The sequence below is a fragment of the Burkholderia sp. HI4860 genome (assembly GCF_002223045.2).
GTDB lineage: Bacteria > Pseudomonadota > Gammaproteobacteria > Burkholderiales > Burkholderiaceae > Burkholderia.
The window spans coordinates 2,386,323-2,407,116 of sequence record NZ_NKFO02000001.1 but is presented as its reverse complement, the minus strand read 5'-3'; the positions used below and the strand labels follow the sequence as shown (position 1 = coordinate 2,407,116).

Genomic DNA, 20,794 nt, shown 5'->3' with positions numbered 1-20,794 from the left:
AACATGTAAATCGCGCACAATTTCATCTTGAAATTAGACGTTGCGCGCAGCCGGTGCGAGTTTCGCCCGGTTTTGCTGTGCCGCTCCCGGTGCCAGGGCGCGGCCCCTGACAACAGAATGCCAATCGAATGACCGCAAGTGGAACCCCGACGCGTGACACCCGAGGGCCCACGCGCCTCCCGACCATGTTACGCCAGCCGCTCGCGGCCAGCGTCGTTGCCCTGTGCGCCGGCGCCGTGCTGTCGCTCGGCGTCGCGCTGCTCGTGCGCGAGCAGTGGCAAGGCGCCGTCCATACGCGTTTCGAACGCCGCACGACGCATGTGACGGCGATGCTCCGCCATGAGCTGCAATCCAGCGCGGCCGTGCTCGAAGGCGCGCGCGGCGCGTTCAACCTCGTCCCGGGCATGACGCCCGAACAATGGCGCCGGTATGCGGAGATGCTCGACCTCGACAGCGGGCGCTCGCCGGTCCGCCAGATCGGCTATGCCCCGCTGCCGCCCGCGACGCGCACCGCCCTCGCCGGCGCGAAGCCGATGCCGGCCGGCACGCTCGCGACCGCCGCGCTCAGCGCACCGGCGTCGAATTCACCGGTCGTGCGCTTCGGCGCGTCCGATGCGGCGCCGCTCGCGCGCGCGCTGCAGACCGGTGACGTCGCGCTCGGCGTCCACCCGGCCGACGACGACACGTCCCGCGACGCCCGCACCTTCACGCTGTTCCTGCCGGTTGCCGCGGCGCCGCGTGCGGCCGCCGCACCGCCCGGCCCGCGCGAAACCGACGGCGACGGCGTGCTGTTCGCGGCACTGAGCCCGCGCCGCCTGGTCGAGCGTGCGCTCGACGCGGAACGCGGGATCGACGTGTGGATCACCGCCGGCGGCGACCGGCGCGCGATCGTCAGCGTCGAAACGACGACCGACGAGGCGTCGGCATCGCCCGACCTGATGCGGCGCACCGACGAACTGAATTTCGGCGGCACCGTGCTGACGCTCGCGTATTCCGCGGACGGCCGCCCGAGCGCCACCGGCGCGCAGCGCGCGGCCGGCACCGTGCTCGCCGCGGGCCTGATCGCGTCGATCGCGTTCGCGGTGCTGATCCATGCGCTGCTGCGCGGCCGCTCCGCCGCCGATCCGGGCGCGAGCAGCCGCGGCATTCTCAACGAGGCGCGGATGATGGGCATCATCCGTTCGTCGATGGAAGCGATCATCACGATCGACGAAAAACAGACGGTCGTGATCTTCAATCCGATGGCCGAGCAGGTGTTCGGCGTGTCCGCGATGGAGGCGATCGGTGCGCCGCTGTCGCGCTTCATCCCCGAGCGGTTCCGCGCCGCGCACGCCAAGCACGTCGACCAGTTCGGCGTGACGGGCGTGTCCGAGCGGCAAATGGGCCGCCAGCGGGTGCTGTTCGGGCTGCGCGCCAACGGCGAGGAATTCCCGATCGAGGCGTCGATCTCGCAGATCCGCGACGCGTCGGGCAAGCTCTATACGGTGATGCTGCGCGACATCACCGAGCGGCAGCGTGCCGATAACGCGCTGAAGCAGTCGCGTGAGGAATTGCGCGAACTGTCGGCGAACCTGCAGAACGTGCGCGAAGAGGAAAAGACCCGCATCGCGCGCGAACTGCACGACGACCTCGGCCAGCAGCTCACCGCGCTGAAGATGGATCTGTCGGTGGTCGAACAGCAGTTGCGCGTGCCGGGTCGCACACAACCCGACGAAGACGTGCAGACGCACCTGCAGGGCATGCGACGGCTGATCGACGCGACGGTCGCGTCGGTGCGGCGCATCGCGGCCGACCTGCGGCCCGTGATGCTCGACGATCTCGGCCTCGTTCCCGCGATCGAATGGCTCGCGAACGATTTCACGAACCGCTACGGAATCGATGTCGAGCGGCACGTCGAAACCGGCGGGCTCACGTTCACCAGCGCGGGCGCGACCACGTTGTTCCGGATCGTCCAGGAAGCGTTGACGAACGTCGCGCGCCACGCGGATGCGACGCGCGTCGCGCTGCGGCTCGACGTCGAGGACGGCTTCTGCGTGTTGCGTGTCGCGGACAACGGCCGCGGCTCGGCCCCCGGCGGCCCGGCCCATGAAGACAAATCGTTCGGCCTGATCGGCATTCGCGAACGCGCCCACATGCTGGGCGGCACCGTGACGATCGACACCGCGCTCGCGCGCGGTTTCTCGATCACCGTCGCGTTCCCGCTCAGTACCGTCCAACAGGAAACGCCCACTACATGATCAAGGTACTCATCGCCGACGACCATACGCTCGTACGCGACGGTCTGCGGCACATCCTCCAGAACGCCACCGGATTCGAGGTGGCCGGCGAAGCCTGCGACGGCCCGTCGACGATCGCGCTCATACGCGCCACGCCCGCGCAGGTGCTCGTGCTCGACCTGTCGATGCCGGGCCGCAACGGCGTCGAACTGATCAAGCAGATCAAGGACGAGAAGCCCGCGCTGCGCGTCCTCGTGCTGACCATGCACGCGGAGCAGCAATACGCGGTGCGCGCGTTTCGCGCCGGTGCATCCGGGTATCTGACGAAGGAAAGCGCGAGCGCCGAGCTGGTCGGCGCGGTCACGAAGGTGGCGTCAGGCGGCGTCTACGTGAGCCTCGCGATGGCCGAACAGTTCGCGCAGAGCCTGAACGAGCCGGCCGAGACGCTGCCGCACCAGCGGCTGTCCGACCGCGAATTCGACGTGTTCCGGCGGATCGCCGCCGGCCAGACGCTGACCGAGATCGCCAACGCGCTGTGCGTGAGCGCGAAGACGGTCAGCACCTACAAGACGCGGATCCTGGAAAAGATGCAGATGCCGCACGAAGCGGCGCTGGTGCGGTACGCGATGCGGCACAAGCTGCTCGACGAAACGGACGACGTGTAACGGACAACGTGTAGCGGACGACGCCCGGCCGCGGCTGGATGGCAGGTGCCGCCGGCCGCACCACATGCGCCGGCCGGGCGGCGCCCCCCGCTTACCCGCTTACTTGGCCGGCACGGGGCACGCGAGATCGCCTTCCTCGCAGGACAGATAGCCCTTCAGCGTTTCGGTACGGGCTTTCGTCAGATCGTCGAGGCAGGTCGACACGACCATCGGATACACGCTGCCGCCCTCGGCGTTCGCGCTGGAGAAGCTGCATTCGGCGTCGCGGTACGCGATCCACGCACGCTGCGCGTTCACGAGTTTGTCGGCAAGCGGCCGCGCGTCGCGCAGGCGCGCGGTGACGGCCTGGTACGTCCGGTTCAGTTCCCCGTCGGTTTTCTTGTACGCGCGATCGGCGCACGCCGTCATCGCCGCCTGATCCGTCGCGTCGGCACAATTCGCCTGCGCGTGGGCGAGGTTCGCCGCCAGGGCGAGCGAGCACAGCAGACCGGTCATGACACGCATGGATGCTCCTTGTTGTTCGTTGAAGTCGTGGAACCCGGTGCCGGGCTTGCCGCGCGGTCGCGCATCGGCCGCCGTCTCTCGTGGCGACACCGATCGCGATGCTAGCGCACGCGCGCCGGCTTGTCAGCCGGTGTCGCAGCCTGCGACGGCTTGCATATCGCCCCTTCGCACCTACACTTGAAAATCGATACGCCGCTTCAGGCCCGCGCTATCGCATCCATCCCGTCTCCGCTTCCGCGCATTCCTCAGCGCATTTCGCGTTCGCATCGCCGAGCGGGGTGACGATTCGTCTGCCAGCCTCCTCCCCCCAGCCCAACGTGCCTGCGCCGTCGCCCCCTGGAGGGAATCATGAGTTATCACCTTGAAGGCCGTCTGCTCGAGGTCTGCAACTGTCGCGTACTCTGCCCGTGCTGGATCGGCGAGGATCCCGATTTCGGCGTCTGCGACACGATCGTCGCGTGGCATGTCGACAAGGGCACCGTCGACGGCGTCGACGTGGGCGGCAACACGATCGCCGCCGTGTGCCGGGTGCCCGGCAACATCCTCGAAGGCAACTGGACGGCTGCGATCTACGTCAGCGACACGGCGTCCGAAGCGCAGGAGCAGGCGCTCCTCAGGGTCTACACGGGCCAGGCCGGCGGCCCGATCGCCGAACTCGCGAAACTGATCGGCACGGTCGTGTCGATCGAACGCGCGCCGATCACGTTCAATGTCGAAGGGGCTCGCGGCACGCTGTCGATCGGCACCGACTACCACGCGGAACTCGAGCCGTACCTCGGCCCGAGCGGCGCGCAGACGACGCTGACCGACACCGTGTTCTCGACGGTGCCCGGCGCGCCGGTGTTCGTCGGCAAGGCGCCCATCTACCGGTCGAAGAATGCGGCGATCGGCATCGACGTCGACCTGAAGAATCACAACGCGCTGCAGAGCACGTTCCGGTTCGACGCGTGACGCGCGATCGCACGCCGACGATCATGGCTGCGTCGCTGCACCGGCGCCTGTTTCCGCTCGTGCTCGCGAGTCTCGTCGCGTTCGCCTGGCTCACCCTGTGGGCGTGGACGCGCAGTCCTTACGGGCGCTACCTCGACCACGGCGACGGCGCGTCGGTCGAACCGTTCAGCGCGCTTTGCCGCGCGCTGCCCGGTGGCGCGCTGTGGCTGCCGGCCATGTTCACCGCGGCCGGCTGGACGCTGATGATCCTCGCGATGATGCTGCCGACGACGCTGTCGCTGTTCGACGCGTTCGCCCGCGTCGTCGCGAGCCGCCCCGACCAGACGCGCCTGCTCACGCTCGTCGGCCTCGGCTACGTCGCCACGTGGAGCGCCTTCGGTCTCGTCGCGCATGGGCTGCACGGGCTGCTGCTGACGGGGCTCGCACGGGTGCCCGCGCTGGCGTGGCGCGGCTGGCTGATCGGTGCGGCCGTCTTCGCGCTCGCCGGCGCGTTCCAGTTCAGCGGACTGAAGACGCACTGCCTCGACCGGTGCCGCACCCCCTTCAGTTTCGTGATCAGCCGCTGGCGCGGCCGCACGCCGATGCGTCATGCGTTTGCATTGGGCGTCAGCCATGGGCTCTTCTGCGTCGGCTGCTGCTGGGCGCTGATGCTGCTGATGTTCGTCGTCGGCGCCGGCAGTCTCGGCTGGATGCTGGCGCTCGCCGCGTTGATGGCCCTCGAGAAGAACGCGTCGTGGGGGCAGGCGCTCACGGCGCCGCTCGGCGCCGCGTTGTTCGGCGCGGCCGTGCTGATCGTCGCCAGTCACGCGTGAGGCCCGCGATGCGACCGCCCGCGCCCGCCCTCGTGCTGCATGTCCGGCCGGGCATGCGCGCCGTTGCGCTGACGTCGATCGCGATGCTCGCGTTCGCATCGAATTCACTGCTGTGCCGGCTCGCGCTGCAGGCCGGACGGATCGACGCGGCCAGCTTCGGCAGCCTGCGCCTCGTATCGGGCGCGCTGATGCTCGCGATCGTCGCGCGTGCGGGCGCACGACGACCCGCCCCGCCCGCCGACTGGCCGGCTGCGGCGATGCTGTTCGTGTACGTCACGTGCTTCTCGTTCGCGTATCTGACCGTCAGCGCGGCCACCGGCGCGCTGATCCTGTTCGGCGCGGTGCAACTGACGATGTTCGCGGCGGGATGGCATGCCGGCGAGCGGTTTGCCGCGACCGGCTGGGCCGGGTTCGGCGCGGCGCTCGGCGGGCTGGTCTATCTCGTGTCGCCCGGGCTCGCCGCGCCGACGCCGCGCGGCGCCGCGCTGATGACGGCAGCCGGCATCGCATGGGGGATCTATTCGATCCGTGGCCGTCGGCCCGTCGATCCGGTCGCAGCCACCGCCGGCAACTTCCTGCACGCGGCGCCGCTGGCACTCGCGCTGAGCGTCGCACTCGCCGCCCGCGTGCACGTCACGCCGGCCGGCATCGCGCTCGCCGCGCTTTCCGGTGCGCTGACGTCTGGCCTCGGCTACGTGATCTGGTATGCCGCACTACGGCACCTCACCGCGATGCGCGCCGCGGCGGTTCAGTTGTCCGTGCCGCCCATCGCCGCGTGCGGCGCCGTGCTGCTCCTGTCCGAACAGCCGACCTGGCGGCTCGCGCTCGCATCGGCCGCGATCCTCGGCGGCGTCGCGGCCGTACTCGCGGCGCGGGCCCGGCGGGCGGGCAGCACGCGGTGATGACCGTCAGGCGCGGCACGCTCGCTCACGCAGCCCCGCCCATTCCAGCGGCCCAAATACAAAACCCGTACACGGATACCGTGCACGGGTTTCGGATGAAACGGCAAACCGGGCGCCCTTGCTGGCGCGGCCCGGCTTAGTGGCCGAAGAACACCGACGAACGGTCGGTGGCGGCCGGCACGACCACGCGCTGGCCCGATTGCGACGCCGCAGCCGGGTTCGAACCGTAGCCCGTTGCATCCGCTTGCGCGCCGGTGTTCTGCGCGGCGGCGATCTTTGCCTGTGCGGCCTGGATGTTTTCCGGGTAGTTCATCCAGTCGTTCGGGTTGTAGCCGGCCTTTTCGAGCTGGACCAGCTCGGCGCGCACTTGCGCGCGCGTCAGCGGTTGCTGGTTCGATTGGGCGAACGAGACGACCGGTGCGGCCACCAGGGCGGCCAGTGCAACTGCCTTGATCAGCGATTTCATGATGCGTTACCTCCAGAATTGTTTTGTCAGGCGCTTCGGACTCGGGGTCGTTGCGCATGAGTAGAAGTCTAGGAGTCGACGCTATCAGGGTAAATACTTAAATCGCGAATTCACTGTTGACGGAAACCATACAATCGCGACGGAATACACCGAATCATCAGATGATTATCGGCATTCACGTACTGAATACCGTGGCACGGCGCACCGTGCGTCCAGCCCTGCGTCAGCGCCGCCGGTCGGTATCCGACGACGCCATCATCCGGTCGAACAGCAGCGCCTTGAGGCGGATCAGGTCGTCGGCGCCGGTCGCGCCGAACGCCGCGTGATGCAGCGTCAGCGCGGGCGCGGCCGGGTCGGCATGGACGGCCCGCACCGTGCCGTCGAGCGCCAGCAGCTCGACCCAGTCGCCCGCCGCGTATGGAAGCTGCACGCGCAAGGGTTCGCCGATTGCGGCGATCGGCCGGTCGACGGCAATCGACAGGCCGCTCAAGCTGATGTCGTGCACCATCCCGATGCCTTCCGCCCCCTCCGACCCGCCCGCGCAACAGGCGGCGATCCGCACCGGCACGCGCGGCTCCGCGCGCGTGCGCAGCCGGTCGACGAAGCCGGGCGGCGACAGCACCAGGAACTGCGCGCCGCCCGACGTCTGCATCGACTCGACCGTCGCGCCGAAACGCGACACTGCGGCCCGGCCGATCGCCACGGCCTCGATATCGTCGCCACGCGCGAAGTCGAGCGCAACCGACGGCTGCGGCTCGACGAACAGCGCGCCCGACGCGGCGATGCCGATCAGCCGGCAACGCTGCAGCGCGCGCGTCGTGCCGACCCGGCGGCGGATGCCGATCGACGTGCCCGCCGACAACCCCATCCGCGTGGCGTGCGGCACCCCGTCGGGCACGCGCGGCTCGGCCGCGACCTCGGTGGCCTCGGCGGCATCGCGCCGCCGGACCGGCCGGAAATGGTCGAACAGGAAGGCATGCTGCGCGGCATCGCGCAGCGTCGTGCCGGCCGGCAGCAGCGCGGCGCCGTCGGCATCGTAGAGATCGAAGCCGAGCGGGACGCCGGCGGCGAGATCGTCACGCGCGAGCGTGACGTAGTCGGGAGATAGCCTCATCGGGGAGGCGCGGAGCGACCGCGCGTGCTGTCATGACAACTTGATTACGGCAGCATCGCGCGCATTCTGAACGGCTCCGTTACTGCGATGCGCCGCTCGCGTCGGGCGCGGCCGGTACCGGCGCCTGGGACGGTGCGGTCGAAGGGGCGGCCGCCGGTGCGGCGCCGAGGCCCGCGCTGCTTCCGCCCGCCGCGCTCGCCCCCGCGGGCGGCTGCGCGGGTTGCCACTGCGGCTGCGACGCCCCCGCCGACAGCGCGGCGGCCGACGCGGCCACTTCGGACGCCGGCACCCATTCCTCGACGATGCCCCCGGATGCCGCTTCGGGCGCCGAGGCAGCCGATGCGGCCGATGCCTCGCCGGTATCCGCCTCGGGCGCCCGCTCCACCCGCTGCGTCCTGACCGGTGCAGGCGCCTTCTTCGTGTCGGGCGGGAACCACGTATCGAACAGGTCCGTCGCGCGTTCGCGCAGCGACGCGAACCAGCCCGGCGACGGCTCGGTATCGAATTTCGCCTTCGTATCGATGATCCGGGCGCGCTGCGCACGCTGGAAGAAATCGCCGACGATCGGCAGCGCACTGTGCGCGCCCTGCCCCCAGTAGTCGCTGCGCAGCGTCACGCGGCCGTCGTCGAAACCGACCCACGCGCCGGCGACGAGACCGGGCTGCATCAGGATGAACCAGCCGTCCGCGTTGTCCTGCGTCGTGCCCGTCTTGCCGGCCACGTCACCGCGGATCCCGAAGCGCGTGCGGATGCTGCCGCCCGTGCCGCGCGTCACGACGTCGCGCATCACGCTGAGCAGCGTCTTGTCGGTTTCGGCGTCGAGCGCGCGCTCGGGCGGCGCCGGCGCGTATTCGGCGAGCACGTCGCCCTGACGGTTCTCGATGCGCGTCACCATCTGCGGCTCGACATACAGCCCGCCATTCGCGATCGTCGCGTACGACGCGACCATCTCCTTCAGCGTGACCGGGCTCGTGCCGAGCGCCAGCGACGGCACGCGTTCGAGCGGGCTTTCGCGCACGCCCATGTCGCGTGCGAGTCGGGCCACGGCAGCCGGGCCGACCTTCTCCATCACCTGCGCGGTGATCCGGTTGCGCGACAGCGCGACCGCGTCGCGCAGCGTCATCGGTTTGCCGGTCGGCGGCACGTCGTCGTTCGGCCGCCAGATCTCGCCGCCTTTCAACGGGATCTCGACCGGCTGGTCGATCAAGGTATCGTCCGGCTTCATCCCGTTCGCGAACGCGGCGCCATAGACGAACGGCTTGAACGTCGAGCCCGGCTGGCGCCGCGCCTGCGCGACGTGGTCGAACGGTTCGTTGGTGAAGTCGCGGCTGCCGACCCACGCGCGGATCTGCCCGTCGCGCGGATCGATCGCGAGGAAGCCGGCCTGCACGTCGGTCTTCGTCTTGCACAGCGCGCGCATGAAACCCCGGTCGGCCGCGAGCAGCTTCATCGCGGCCGCGTCGTTCTTGCCGGCGTCCTGCGCGGCCTTGTACTCGGGCGACTCGCGCATGAAGGTGCGGAACACCTCGTTGTCGGTGCCGCAGCCGTCGCGGCCGCTCCACGCGCTGTTCGCGATGCCCTGCAACTGGTTGCCCTGCAGCGTGAGCGCCTGCGTCGCCATCTGCTGCAGCCGCGCGTCGATCGTCGTGCGCACGATCAGCCCGTCCGAGTAGATGTTGTAGTCGTTGCGGTCGGCCCACGCGATCAGCCATTTGCGCAGCTGCTGCGCGAAGTGCGGCGCCGGCCCCGGCGGCTCCTTCTGGCGCTCGAAGTCGATCCGCAGCGGCCGACGCTGCAACTGCGCGAACTGCGCGGGCGACAGCTTGCCGTACTTCACCATCTGGCCGAGCACCGTGTTGCGGCGCTGCAGCGCGCGCTCGGGGTTCAGCACCGGGTTGTAGTAGCTGTTGCCCTTCAGCATCCCGACCAGCGTCGCGCTGTCGAGCACGTCGAGCTCGTCGGCCGACTTGTCGAAATAGGTGCGCGCGGCCATCTCGACGCCGTACGCGTTGTACAGGAACGGCACCGTGTTCAGGTAGGTCTCGAGAATCTGGTCCTTGCTGTAGACCGCCTCGATCTTCAGCGCGGTGATCGCCTCCTTCACCTTGCGCGTGAGCGTCGGCGCACGGCCGATCTCGTCCGGGTAAAGGTTGCGCGCGAGCTGCTGCGTAATCGTCGAGCCGCCCTGGCGGCTGCCCGAGAACGTGTGGAGCGCGGCCGACGCCGTACGCTTCCAGTCGAGGCCGTGATGCTCGTAGAAACGGTGATCCTCGGTCGCGATCAACGCGTCGACCATGTGCGGCGAGATCTGCTTGAGCGGCACCCACTCGCGGTTGGACGGCTTGAATTCGGCCAGCAGCTTGCCGTCGGCGGACAGCACTTGGGCGGGCTGGTCGACGCGCGCCTTGCGGATGTCGCCGATGCCCGGCGTGAACGGAATGAGCACGACCACGTACACCACGAACAGCGCCGGCACGGCGGCGCCAGCGAGCAGCACGCCGCGGCGCGTCGGGTGACGGACATGGTGCCACGCGGTGGCGGCGAGAGGCTTGACCCGCGCGACGGCGGCAGCCGCGACGGGTTGGGCGCGCGCGACCCATCTGGCACAGAAGGCACGCACTGACGACACGTTTCGGCGATTCACTCGGGTGGAGCTCGGCTGAAAAGGGTGCATCGTACCAAACTCGCGCGGGCCGCCGGACGGCGATGGCCTGGCGGCGACCTACCCGTGGCGGCTGCGCGGGCGGTCCCCACGCAAAAAAGGCGCGCGCCCCGCAACGGGAACGACGCGCCAAGCCTGGTACGACAAACGGGCGGCCGCGCCGGGCGCGGCCGATCGGCGCGGCGACTCAGCGCACGAGAAAACCGTAGGTCAGCGGATCGCGCTCGTCGACGATCCAGTTCGCGAATCCGCAGATATGCGCGCTGCCTTCCACTTCCGGAATCACGGCCGGGATGTCGCCGACCGTCGTTTCGCGCAGCACGCGTCCCTTGAAGACCGTGCCGACGATCGATTCGTTGACGAGCGTGTCGCCGGCCGCGAGCAGCCCGCGCTGGTAGAGCTGCGCGACCCGGCCGCCGGTGCCGGAGCCCGTCGGCGAACGGTCGACCTCGCGATCCGCGAACACGCAGCAGTTCGCCTGCGTCGAGCCCGGGTGGCGCGGCGCATTCGCGATGATCGTGCCGTAGATGTGATTGATTTCCGGGATCTCCGGATGCACGACCGGGTACTTCGCGTTCGCGGCGGCCTTCACTTCCGCGCCGAAGCGGATCAGCCGTTCCACCGCCGCTTCGCGCACCGGCAGGTCGAACGGCGCACCGTCGACGTAGAAGTAGAACGCGCCGCCGTATGCGATGTCGCCGGTCACGGTGCCGAACGACGGCGTCTCGACCGACACGTCGCGCTGCCAGATGAACGACGGCACGTTGACGAAGCGCACCGGCCCCGCGTGCTCGCCGTCCCATTTGACGAACGCCTCGATGAAGCCGCACGGCGCGTCGATGCCGACCCGCGTTTCCGGCACCGTGCGCTGCACCCAGCCGAGCTCGACCGCCGCGGTCGACAGCGCGATCACGCCGTGCCCGCAATGGTCGCTGTAGCCCTCGTTGTGCACGAAGATCACGCCGAAATCCGCGTTCGGCGACACGGGCTCGGTCAGGTAGCCGCCGTACATGTCGGCATGGCCGCGCGGTTCGAACATCAGTGCGCGGCGGATCTCGTCGGCGTTCTCCTTCAGCCATGCGCGGCGCTGGACGATCGTGTCGCCGGGCGCGCGCGGCAGCCCGCTCGTGACAATGCGGAACGCTTCGCCGCCGGTATGGACTTCGACGGTGGAAAGGGATCGGGAAATTTTCATGAGTGTTCGAAAGCGTTGAAACGAAGAACGGCGGCCGCGCCGCCGTCCGATGGCAGGCTGGCCGTTACTTCGCGTACGGTTCCGGCAGGCCGTTGCGGATCACGTAGACGGTGGTCGGTGCGCCCTTCAGGTCGCCGTTCGCGTCGAACGAATAGGTGCCCGCGACGCCCTTGTAGTCCGACTTCGCGAGCTGCGCGATCAGCTTCGCCTTGTCGGTGGTCGTGCCGGCCTTGACCATCGCGTCGGCGAGCAGCTTCATCCCGTCGTAGTAGTTCACGCCATAGACCTGCGTATCGGTGTGATACGTGTCGTGGTACTTCTTCAGGAATTCGCGCCCGGCCGCCGTCTTCTCGAGCGCGACGCCGCCCTGCGCGCAGTAGACGATCGACGCCGCCTCGCCCGCGACCTTGCCCATGTCGGCCGAGCAGATGCCGTCGCCGCCGAGCAGCTTCGCGCGCAGGCCGCGCTGCTTCATCTGCTTGGCCATCGGCGCGCCCTGTGCCGCATAGCCGCCGAGGAAGATCACGTCGGGGTTGCTGGCCTTGATCTTGGTGAGAATGCCGAGGAAATCGGTGGCCGACGAACTCGTGAATTCCTGGTCGACGATCTTGATCCCGTTCGCCTTCGCGACGTTCATGAACTGCTCGGCCACGCCCTGCCCGTACGCGGTGCGATCGTCGATCACGGCGGCGGTCTTCGCGTTCAGCGTCTTCGCGGCGAAGGTCGCCATCGTGCCGCCGAGCTGCTCGTCGCTCGCGCCGATCCGGAAGATGTTCTTGAAGCCCTGCTTCGTCAGTGCCGGGTTCGACGCCACCGGCAGCATCGGCACGCCGGCAGTCGAGTACACGCGCGAGGCGGGAATCGCGACGCCCGAGTTGTACGGCCCGAGCACCGCGACGACGCCCTTGTCGACGAGGTTCTGCGCAACCTGCACGCCGGCCTTCGGGTCGGCCTGGTCGTCGTCGGAGACCAGTTTGAAGGTGACGTTCTTGCCGGCGACCTTGATGCCGGCCTTGTTGAGTTCGTCGACGGCCAGGCGCGCGCCGTTTTCATTGTCCTTGCCGTTCGCGGCCTGCGGGCCGGTCAGCGGCGCCGAATGGCCGATCATGACGACTTCCTGCGCGTGCGCGGAAGTCAGCGCGCCGGCGGCGAGGGCCACCGAGAGCGCGGTAACGAGGTGTCGCATGATGTCTCCTGATTGGTTTTGTGTGAAACCAATGTAGGATACGTGTGGTCACCGTGCAAGCAATTTCAAAATAAAAATGTCGATTTTGGTCATTTTTCAGACCAGAACGAGCCCGGCACGGTCACTTCGGCGTGATGTCGCGCCGCACGCGGCGGATGTGCTGCTCGACATAGAACGCCGCCGCGTCGGCATCGCCGGACACGATCGCCTCGTAGATCAGCCGGTGTTCGGACACGTAGAGCCGGATCCGGCCCGCATCGTAGATGCCGTCGTCCTTCAGCCGCTTCCACAGCGGCTGGTCCATCGTCTTCGCGACTTCGTCCGCGATCTTCACGATCAGCGCGTCGCCGGTCATCAGCGCGAGTTGCCGGTGGAACAGCCGGTCGCTCTCGTTCCACAGCGCGCGCTGATGCGGATCGTCGACGTCGGTAATGGTTTCCATCTGGGCCAGATAGCGTTCGGCGCCGGGGTCGGCGCGGCCGTGCGCAGCCGCGAGGCGCGCGATCGCCGGCTCCAGGATCAGCCGCACGTCGAGCGTCGAGGTCGGGCTGAAATCGGGCTCGGACGCCCGGTGCGTGTCGCCGCGCGCCGCGAGCACGTCGAGCGGCGACGCGACGACGTAGGTGCCCGAATTGCGCTTCGTGAACACGAGCCCTTCGTTCTGCAGTGCGCCGAGCGCCTCGCGCACGGCCGGCCGGCCGACCTGGAACAGCCCCGCGAGCTCGCGCTCGGACGGCAGCCGCGACTCGGCGGCATAGCGCCCCGCGCGAATTTCGTCGCGGATCTTCTCGGCCACCTGCTCGTAGATCTGCAGCGGCCTGAAACCGCCTTCGAGTGTGTCGGGACGCGCGGACATCATCGTATGGCTCCTGCCCGGTCGCGGGCGTGAATCTGGAATGGGTTCGCACTATACCGGAGCGCGCCGGCATCGAGGCCATGGCGGCCCTTCTGGACAGATATTAGAACCAAAACCGGCGAGGCGCTTTATTTTCTGGGTTGCGGTTGGGCCAGCAAGTGGTATAGATTCGATCCACACTGCCCTGTGTCACGGTATCCGGCAGCTCTTGGCGGGCGCGGCATGCGCCCGTCGTCCACGCTCACCGACGCACGACGTACACGATGACCGCTCTTTCCCCGATTCCCGTTTTAGATGCGGCCGACACGGCCGCGCTGCTCGACTACCCGGCGCTGCTCGCCACGCTCAGGCAAGCCGTCGCCGACTATGCGGCGGGCGAAATCGTCAGCCCCGAACGCCTGGTCGTGCCGCTGCAGGCGGGCGGCGTGATGCTGTCGATGCCGTCGAGCGCGCGCGACCTCGCAACCCACAAGCTCGTGAACGTGTGCCCCGGCAACGGCGCGCGCGGGCTGCCGACCATCCTCGGCCAGGTCACCGCCTACGACGCGACCACCGGCGAGATGCGCTTCGCGCTCGACGGCCCGACGGTCACCGGGCGCCGCACGGCGGCCATCACCGCGCTCGGCATCCAGGCGCTGCATGGCGTCGCGCCGCGCGACATCCTGCTGATCGGCACCGGGAAACAGGCGGCCAATCACGCGGAAGCGCTCGCCGCGATCTTTCCCGAAGCGCGCCTCCACGTGCGCGGCGCGCGCGCCGACAGCGCAGCGACATTCTGTGCCGCGCATCGCGCACAGGCGCCGCATCTCGTGCCGCTCGACGGCGACGCGATTCCCGATGCGATCGACGTGGTCGTTACGCTGACGACGAGCCGCACGCCCGTCTATCGCGAGGCCGCGCGCGAAGGCCGGCTCGTGGTCGGCGTCGGCGCGTTTACCGCGGACGCGGCCGAGATCGACGCGAACACGGTGCGCGCGAGCCGGCTGGTCGTCGACGATCCGGCCGGCGCGCGCCACGAGGCCGGCGACCTGATCGTCGCGCAGGTCGACTGGCAGCACGTCGCGTCGCTCGCCGACGTGCTGGCCGGCGCATTCGACCGCACCGGGCCGCTGCTGTTCAAGAGCGTCGGCTGTGCGGCGTGGGATCTAGCCGCGTGCCGCACGGCGCGCGATGCGCTGGCCGCGCGCCAGGCCGGCTGACCCGCCAACCTCCCCCTTCAGCCGCGCTCGCGGCATCGCCACCTCGGGGCCGTTCCGGCGATATTCCGTACGCGTTGTAGGAATCGCCCTACAACGCGTCGCAGCGGCCTACATCAACTTCCAATTCGGCCGATTTCAATTTCGGCGGCGCAACACGATACTGCCGGCATGAATGCCAGCCAGTTACCCGCCGCGCTCCGGGTGTTTCTCGTCGATCATGCCGCCGCCGTCCGGCAGCGGATCGCGCTGCTCGTCGGCGCGATCCGCGGTGTCGCCGTCGTCGGCGAAGCGGAAGACGGCCAGGACGCGTGGGCCCATATCCGCAGCAGCCAGGCGGACGTGGTGATCGTCGACCTGCGGCTGGCGGACGGCAGCGGCCTCGAGCTGATCGGGACGCTGTCGAAGGCCGCGCCGCGCATCGTCACGATCGTGCTGACGAATCACTCGGCGCCGGCATTCAGAGAGGCATGCGCGTTGGCCGGAGCCGACTACTTCTTCGACAAGACCGTCGAATTCGACGCCGCATGCCAGGTCATCGAATCCCTGGTGCACGCTCGCGTGCACCACCCCTGACGAGCCGGAGTGACTCATGTCCACAGCCACCCCCTGCGCCGCCGACGTATCCCTCACGCCCCGGCCGACGATTCCGCTACGCGCGGTCACGCGCGCCGACGCCGCCAAGCATCCCGCCGCGCGCTGCTCGGTGTGCGCGATGCGCTCGATGTGCCTGCCGCCGCACCTGACCGCGGCCGAATACGGCCGCCTCGACTCGATCATCTGCACCACCCGGCAGGTGCGCCAGGGCGACGCGCTGTTCCGCACCGACGATCCGTTCCAGAGCATCTATGCGGTGCGCGCGGGTTCGTTCAAGACGGTGATGATGCATCGCGACGGCCGCGAGCATGTGACGGGCTTCCAGATTGCCGGTGAAACGCTCGGGATGGACGGCATCGGCAGCGGCCAGCATTGCTGCGACGCGATCGCGCTCGAGGACAGCGTCGTGTGCATCATCCCGTTCGGTGCGCTCGAAGCGGCGTGCCGCGAGATCAAGCCGATGCAGCACTTCCTCTACCAGATGCTGAGCAGCGAGATCGTCCGCGAATCGAGCCAGATGCTGCTGCTCGGCACGATGTCGGCCGAGCAGCGCGTCGCGCATTTCCTGCTGAACCTGTCGTCGCGCTTCGAGGCGCGCGGCTATTCGGCGACGGAATTCAACCTGCGGATGACGCGCGAGGAAATCGGCTGCTATCTCGGGATGAAGCTCGAAACCGTGAGCCGGATGTTCTCGCGGTTCCATCGCGAAGCGCTGGTCGAAACGCGCGGCAAGCGCGTGCGCATCATCGATTCGCAAGCGCTCGCCCGGGTCTGACGAGCCGGAACCCGGGCTGCGCCTGACGGCGCCGCGCGCGATGCATCAGCGCACCGCGCCATCGGCCGCCGCGTTGCGCAGCCCCACCCTTGCACCGGCCGCCTGGCACGCGAGCAGCGCCTGTTCGGCCTGCATGAACGCGCGGCGCAGCGCGTCGTCCAGGTTGCCGCCGACGCACGGCGGCAGCGGCCAGCGCGCCGTGTCGTGCGTCACGAGGTCGAGTCGCACGTCGTACACGCGAACGCCGCCGGCGTCGGCACTCGCTTCAATGGCGAGGTAACAGCCGTCGATCAGCGCGCGAAACCGTTCGAGCCGCACCAGCTGCGCGCCGGCTTCGGCTTCGACCGCGGCGGTCGCCGCGAATCCCAGGCAGGCGATCTGCATGCCCACGCCCATGTCGTGTCTCCCTGACGGGGCCGCCCGCTCGTCGACCGCCTTGCATGTGCCGCCCGCACCGAAAGGCGGCGGCACCTGTTGCCCGTGGCACGGCGCGACTTCTGCGATCGCGGCCCGGCCGATAGTCTGCCCGTGCCGTCGCCGGCGCGGGTCCGTTCATACGTTGAAGGTCTGCGACGTCTTCATCTCGATCCACGTCATTCCGGCCCGCAGCCCTTCGATCATCGCCTCGCGTTCGGTCTGATACGCATGGCTGTGCTCGAACGTATGATGAAAACGCGCGGCGCCGGTGCCGTGCTCGACCGACACGCGGCAGCGGAATTCGCCCGATTCGCACGGGCGCGTCTCGACTTCGACGGACCAGTCGCGTTCGTGAATGTTGCCCTGCAGTGTCATGCGCCCTCCTGCGATATCAGTCTCCGAGCCGGAAGTGGCCGCTGTGCAGCAGCACCGGCCGGCCGCCGATTTCCTCGAGCATGCGTCGTGCCATCGCCTCGATCGCCGACCGGTGCGCGTCGAATGCGGCCAGCAGGTCGCGTTCGAGCAGCGACGGCGCGCCGAAATGATCCTCCAGCGCCTCGGCCGTGACCGCGCACTGCACGCACCGTCCGTCGACCAGTGCCGAAAACGCCACGACCAGGTCGCGTGCGCAATATTCGGGGGGCTCCGGCGGGAAAACAATCTGCATCTGTCGGCCTGTCATCGTCGTGATGGCTCCATGACAAGAGCATAGTGGCGCGCGCGCCCGCACGCTTGACCCACGTCAACCGGTTCGCTGCACCGCACGATAACGGCGCGGCAGCGTGCCGGCGCGGCTGCGCGATGCCGCTACAAACGGCTTTCAGCCTGCGTCGGGCTCGATCGTCGCGCCGCGCTCCGCGAGCAGTTCGCGCAGCACGCTGCGGTGGCAACGGCGCTCGTCGTCGCAATAGCAGCCGATCGAAAACGCGGTGGTCGCCGATAGCGCCGCCAGCAGGTCGAGCACCTTCGGCGCGTCGCCGTGCGCCATCTCCGCACGGAAGTGACGCCGGAACGCGTTCCATTCGGCATCGGTTGCGGCGGCCTGCGCCTGCGCGACGAGTTCGGCGCTCGGCGACAGTGTCGGCAGCCATACATCATAGTAGTTGCGCGACGCGAATTCCGCCTTCGGCACACCGCGCGGCGGCCGCCGCACCGTGCCGATCCGCAGGCCCTCGCCGGGCGCGCGCGGCGTGCCGAGCTGGATGATCCGGATGCCCATGTGCTTCCTTCCGAGTTGCGTGGGATGCCGTGATCGTACCGCCGTGCGTGGCCCCGCGTCAGCCGGGTGGCGCACCTTGCGGCCGCACAACGAAAAAACCGGCTGCCCCCTTGCGGAGACAGCCGGTTCGGCCAGCCGAGTTGCGCGCCGGGGCGCGCCGCGCTCAGACGCCGCTCTTCAGCACCTTGCCGATGGCATCCGCGACGATGGCGACGTTCGAGTCGTTCAGGCCCGCGACGCACATCCGGCCCGAACGCAGGATGTACACGCCGTGCACTTCGCGCAGCGCGTCGACCTGCGATTCGGTCAGGCCCGTGTACGTGAACATCCCGCGCTGCTTCACGTAGCGCGTCAATGCCTCGCCGCTGACGTGGTCGCGCAGGCCGTCATGAATCGACTGCCGCATCCGCGCGATGCGGCGGCACATCGCCGCCAGTTCCTCTTCCCACTGCTTGCGCAGCGCGGGCGTGCCGAGCACGGTTGCCACGACCTTCGCGCCGTAGGTTTGCGGGTTGCTGTAGTTCGAGCGCACCGCGCCGGCCAGCTGGCCGAGCACGCGCTCGGCCGCAGCGGCATCCTCGCAGACGACGCTCAGGCCGCCCACGCGCTCGCCGTACAGCGAGAAGTTCTTCGAGAACGAGTTCGCGACCAGCGCCGGCACGCCACGGCGGGCCAGTTCGCGCACCGCGAACGCGTCCGCGTCGAGGCCCGCGCCGAAGCCCTGGTACGCCATGTCGACGAACGGCAGCAGCCCGCGCGCCTCGATCACGTCGATCAGCTTCTCCCACTGGCCTTCGTCGAGATCGACACCGGTCGGGTTGTGGCAGCACGCATGCAGCAGCACGATGCTGCGCGCCGGCAGCGCGTCGATCGCCGCGAGCATCGCGTCGAACTTCAGGCCGCCCGTCGCCTCGTCGTAGTACGGATACGTGTTCACCGTGAAGCCGGCGCGCTCGAAGATGAAGCGATGGTTTTCCCAGCTCGGATCGCTGAGCCACACCTGCGAATCCGGGAAGTAGCGCTTCAGGAAATCGGCGCCGACCTTCAATGCGCCAGAGCCGCCGAGCGTCTGCAGCGTCGCGATACGGCCGGCCGCGCGGGCCGGGTGATCGGCGCCGAACACGAGCGCCTGCACGGCGTCGCGATACGCGGCCAGGCCGACCATCGGCAGGTACGGCTTCGCGCCGCTGTCGCGCTGCAGCGCGGTTTCGGCTTCGCGCACGGCGCCCATCACCGGAATCCGGCCTTCGGCGTCGAAGTAGATGCCGATGCTCAGGTTGACCTTCTGGTCGCGCGGATCTTTCTGGAAGTTCTCGTTGAGCGTCAGGATCGGGTCGCCCGGGTACGCGTCGATGTGTTCGAACATGGCTTGAATCGGTCTCGTTTGGAAGAATGGTCGGTCGTGGCCTGCGTCAGCGTGCGGATGCGCCGTCGTGCACCGCATAGCCTGCATTCTTCTGACGGAAGCGATACCCGACCGCGAGCACCGCGAGCCATACCGGGATCAGGTACACCGACAGGCGGAGATCCGGCGTCAGGTACATCACGACGAGAATGCCGGCCATGAAAGCCAGGCACAGGTAATTCGTGAAAGGATAGCCCAGACTGCGGAAGGAAGTCTCCTCCCCGGCTGCGCGCTTGGCCTGACGGAACTTCAGGTGGATCAGCGTGATCATCGCCCAGTTGATGATCAGCGCCGACACGACGAGGCCCATCAGCACCTCGAACGCCTTGCCCGGCATGAAGTAGTTGACCAGCACGCACACGCCGGTCGCGAGCGCCGACGCGCCGAGCGCGGCGAGCGGAATGCCGCGCTTGTTCACCGAGCACAGCACCTTCGGCGCGTTGCCCTGCTGCGCGAGGCCGAACAGCATCCGGCTGTTGCTGTACACGCCGCTGTTGTAGACCGACAGCGCGGCCGTCAGCACGACCACGTTCAGCACGTTGGCCACCAGGTTGCTGCTCAGCGCGTGGAAGATCAGCACGAACGGGCTGCCGCCGGTGACGACCTTTTCCCACGGATACAGCGACAGCAGCACCGCGAGCGCGCCGATGTAGAAAATCAGGATGCGGTAGATCACCTGGTTGGTCGCGCGCGGAATGCTGCGCTTCGGATCGTCGGCCTCGGCCGCGGTGATGCCGATCAGCTCCAGCCCGCCGAACGAGAACATGATCGCGGCCATCGACATCACGAGCCCCGACACGCCGTTCGGGAAGAAGCCGCCGTGTTGCCACAGGTTCCGGACACTCGCCTCCGGCCCTGCATGGCCGCTCGCGAGCAGCCAGCCGCCGAAGCCGATCATCCCGACGATCGCGGCGACCTTGATGATCGAGAACCAGAATTCCGTCTCGCCGTACGACTTCACGCTGGCCAGGTTGAGCAGGTTGATCGCGACGAAGAAGACCAGCGCCGACACCCAGGTCGGCACGCCCGGCCACCAGTACTGCACGTAGATCCCGACGGCCGACAGCTCGGCCATGCTGACGAGGATGTACAGCACCCAGTAGTTCCAGCCCGACAGGAAGCCGGTGAAGTGGCCGACGTACTTGTTGGCGAAGTAGCTGAACGAGCCGGCGACGGGCTCGTCGACGACCATCTCGCCGAGCTGGCGCATGATGAAGAACGCGACGATGCCGGCCACCGCGTAGCCGAGCAGCACGGACGGGCCCGCCATCTTGATCGTCTGCGCGATGCCGAGGAACAGCCCCGTGCCGAGCGCGCCGCCGAGCGCAATCAGCTGGATGTGCCGGTTCTTCAGCCCGCGCTTCAGGCCGTCGCTCTCGTTTCCAGAAACCATGTCTTCTCCACTCTGTCCGCGCCCGCCTGCAGCGGGGTGCGGCGCGCCTCGGTGTGCCGGGCGCTGTTTTGGTGTGCCGGGGCCGTTCGTGGAGCCGCCGGGTTGGGGACTGCAATCTTCGCGTGGCGGCGCCCGATTCGCGTCGGCGTGCCCGCCAGACCGGCCGCCGACCGTCGCCGCGCCCGCCTTGCTGCGTTCGCACACGAAAATCCGGCGTCAGTTTAGCGTCGCGACGGCGAAATCGGGTTTCGTAACCCGTTCAT

The 20,794-nt window shown here is 68.7% G+C and carries 21 protein-coding genes; 8 read left to right on the top strand and 13 right to left on the bottom strand.

Translation table 11 applies throughout. From position 1 onward, the window contains the following. The first annotated feature begins 128 nt into the window (after positions 1 to 128). Positions 129 to 2,237 (top strand): PAS domain-containing sensor histidine kinase, encoded by a 2,109-nt coding sequence (locus CFB34_RS10755; protein ID WP_089442509.1) that lies wholly within the window; start codon positions 129 to 131, stop codon positions 2,235 to 2,237. Then, positions 2,234 to 2,881, top strand: a complete 648-nt coding sequence (locus tag CFB34_RS10750) for a response regulator transcription factor (RefSeq protein WP_039367385.1) — start codon at positions 2,234 to 2,236, stop codon at positions 2,879 to 2,881. Before CFB34_RS10755 ends, CFB34_RS10750 begins: the two co-directional genes overlap by 4 nt. A 99-nt stretch (positions 2,882 to 2,980) precedes the next feature. Here the strand turns inward: CFB34_RS10750 and CFB34_RS10745 are convergent, their stop codons facing one another. Next, positions 2,981 to 3,385: a lysozyme inhibitor LprI family protein gene (locus tag CFB34_RS10745; RefSeq protein WP_089442510.1), complete on the bottom strand. Its 405-nt coding sequence runs from the start codon at positions 3,383 to 3,385 to the stop codon at positions 2,981 to 2,983. 348 nt (positions 3,386 to 3,733) lie between these two features. Between CFB34_RS10745 and CFB34_RS10740 the strand changes: the two genes are divergently transcribed. Genes CFB34_RS10740 through CFB34_RS10730 form a run of 3 tightly spaced genes read left to right on the top strand, consistent with a single transcriptional unit; the run spans position 3,734 to position 6,050 of the window. Beyond that, the gene (locus tag CFB34_RS10740) at positions 3,734 to 4,336 is read left to right on the top strand and encodes a DUF1326 domain-containing protein (RefSeq protein WP_089442511.1); all 603 of its coding nucleotides are present in this window, start codon (positions 3,734 to 3,736) and stop codon (positions 4,334 to 4,336) included. A gap of 23 nt (positions 4,337 to 4,359) precedes the next feature. Next, entirely contained in the window at positions 4,360 to 5,148 is a 789-nt protein-coding gene (locus CFB34_RS10735) for a DUF2182 domain-containing protein (protein ID WP_089442746.1), read from the top strand. Positions 5,149 to 5,156: 8 nt separating this feature from the next. Then, complete coding sequence (locus tag CFB34_RS10730) at positions 5,157 to 6,050, top strand: DMT family transporter (protein WP_089442512.1); 894 nt, start codon at positions 5,157 to 5,159, stop codon at positions 6,048 to 6,050. 136 nt (positions 6,051 to 6,186) lie between these two features. Here CFB34_RS10730 and CFB34_RS10725 read toward each other — a convergent pair whose 3' ends face one another. The 6 genes from CFB34_RS10725 to CFB34_RS10700 all read right to left on the bottom strand — a co-directional run bounded on the left by CFB34_RS10725 (position 6,187) and on the right by CFB34_RS10700 (position 13,532). After that, positions 6,187 to 6,516 carry a DUF4148 domain-containing protein gene (locus tag CFB34_RS10725; RefSeq protein ID WP_069251539.1) on the bottom strand — a complete coding sequence of 110 codons (330 nt, stop codon included), beginning with the start codon at positions 6,514 to 6,516 and terminating at the stop codon, positions 6,187 to 6,189. A gap of 223 nt (positions 6,517 to 6,739) precedes the next feature. Further along, a complete protein-coding gene (locus tag CFB34_RS10720) occupies positions 6,740 to 7,630 on the bottom strand; it encodes a PilZ domain-containing protein (RefSeq protein WP_089442513.1) in 891 nt (296 codons plus the stop codon). Between the two features lie 79 nt (positions 7,631 to 7,709). Then, complete coding sequence (locus CFB34_RS10715) at positions 7,710 to 10,304, bottom strand: transglycosylase domain-containing protein (RefSeq protein WP_089442514.1); 2,595 nt, start codon at positions 10,302 to 10,304, stop codon at positions 7,710 to 7,712. Between the two features lie 175 nt (positions 10,305 to 10,479). Next, a complete protein-coding gene (lhpH, locus tag CFB34_RS10710; RefSeq protein WP_089427528.1) occupies positions 10,480 to 11,487 on the bottom strand; it encodes a trans-3-hydroxy-L-proline dehydratase in 1,008 nt (335 codons plus the stop codon). 64 nt (positions 11,488 to 11,551) lie between these two features. Beyond that, positions 11,552 to 12,673 carry a branched-chain amino acid ABC transporter substrate-binding protein gene (locus CFB34_RS10705; protein WP_089442515.1) on the bottom strand — a complete coding sequence of 374 codons (1,122 nt, stop codon included), beginning with the start codon at positions 12,671 to 12,673 and terminating at the stop codon, positions 11,552 to 11,554. A gap of 121 nt (positions 12,674 to 12,794) precedes the next feature. Further along, entirely contained in the window at positions 12,795 to 13,532 is a 738-nt protein-coding gene (locus CFB34_RS10700) for a GntR family transcriptional regulator (protein ID WP_089442516.1), read from the bottom strand. 260 nt (positions 13,533 to 13,792) lie between these two features. Between CFB34_RS10700 and lhpI the strand changes: the two genes are divergently transcribed. From lhpI to CFB34_RS10685, 3 genes are all read left to right on the top strand, one after another. Beyond that, positions 13,793 to 14,728, top strand: a complete 936-nt coding sequence (lhpI, locus tag CFB34_RS10695) for a bifunctional Delta(1)-pyrroline-2-carboxylate/Delta(1)-piperideine-2-carboxylate reductase (protein ID WP_089442517.1) — start codon at positions 13,793 to 13,795, stop codon at positions 14,726 to 14,728. A 168-nt stretch (positions 14,729 to 14,896) separates the two neighbouring features. Beyond that, on the top strand, positions 14,897 to 15,301 hold the full coding sequence (locus CFB34_RS10690) for a response regulator transcription factor (protein ID WP_089442518.1): 405 nt from the start codon (positions 14,897 to 14,899) through the stop codon (positions 15,299 to 15,301). A gap of 16 nt (positions 15,302 to 15,317) precedes the next feature. Next, on the top strand, positions 15,318 to 16,097 hold the full coding sequence (locus CFB34_RS10685) for a helix-turn-helix domain-containing protein (RefSeq protein ID WP_089442519.1): 780 nt from the start codon (positions 15,318 to 15,320) through the stop codon (positions 16,095 to 16,097). Positions 16,098 to 16,142: 45 nt separating this feature from the next. Here CFB34_RS10685 and CFB34_RS10680 read toward each other — a convergent pair whose 3' ends face one another. The 6 genes from CFB34_RS10680 to CFB34_RS10655 form a co-directional block, all read right to left on the bottom strand. After that, positions 16,143 to 16,493, bottom strand: a complete 351-nt coding sequence (locus CFB34_RS10680) for a metal ABC transporter ATPase (protein ID WP_089442520.1) — start codon at positions 16,491 to 16,493, stop codon at positions 16,143 to 16,145. Positions 16,494 to 16,649: 156 nt separating this feature from the next. Beyond that, complete coding sequence (locus tag CFB34_RS10675; RefSeq protein WP_089442521.1) at positions 16,650 to 16,889, bottom strand: UDP-glucose 4-epimerase; 240 nt, start codon at positions 16,887 to 16,889, stop codon at positions 16,650 to 16,652. A gap of 16 nt (positions 16,890 to 16,905) precedes the next feature. Continuing rightward, a complete protein-coding gene (locus CFB34_RS10670; RefSeq protein ID WP_089427535.1) occupies positions 16,906 to 17,196 on the bottom strand; it encodes a DUF1488 domain-containing protein in 291 nt (96 codons plus the stop codon). A 138-nt stretch (positions 17,197 to 17,334) separates the two neighbouring features. Beyond that, complete coding sequence (locus CFB34_RS10665; RefSeq protein ID WP_089442522.1) at positions 17,335 to 17,733, bottom strand: DUF488 family protein; 399 nt, start codon at positions 17,731 to 17,733, stop codon at positions 17,335 to 17,337. Positions 17,734 to 17,896: 163 nt separating this feature from the next. Next, positions 17,897 to 19,099 carry an amino acid aminotransferase gene (locus CFB34_RS10660; protein ID WP_089442523.1) on the bottom strand — a complete coding sequence of 401 codons (1,203 nt, stop codon included), beginning with the start codon at positions 19,097 to 19,099 and terminating at the stop codon, positions 17,897 to 17,899. Between the two features lie 46 nt (positions 19,100 to 19,145). Next, complete coding sequence (locus tag CFB34_RS10655; protein ID WP_089442524.1) at positions 19,146 to 20,531, bottom strand: amino acid permease; 1,386 nt, start codon at positions 20,529 to 20,531, stop codon at positions 19,146 to 19,148. Positions 20,532 to 20,794: the final 263 nt, after the last annotated feature.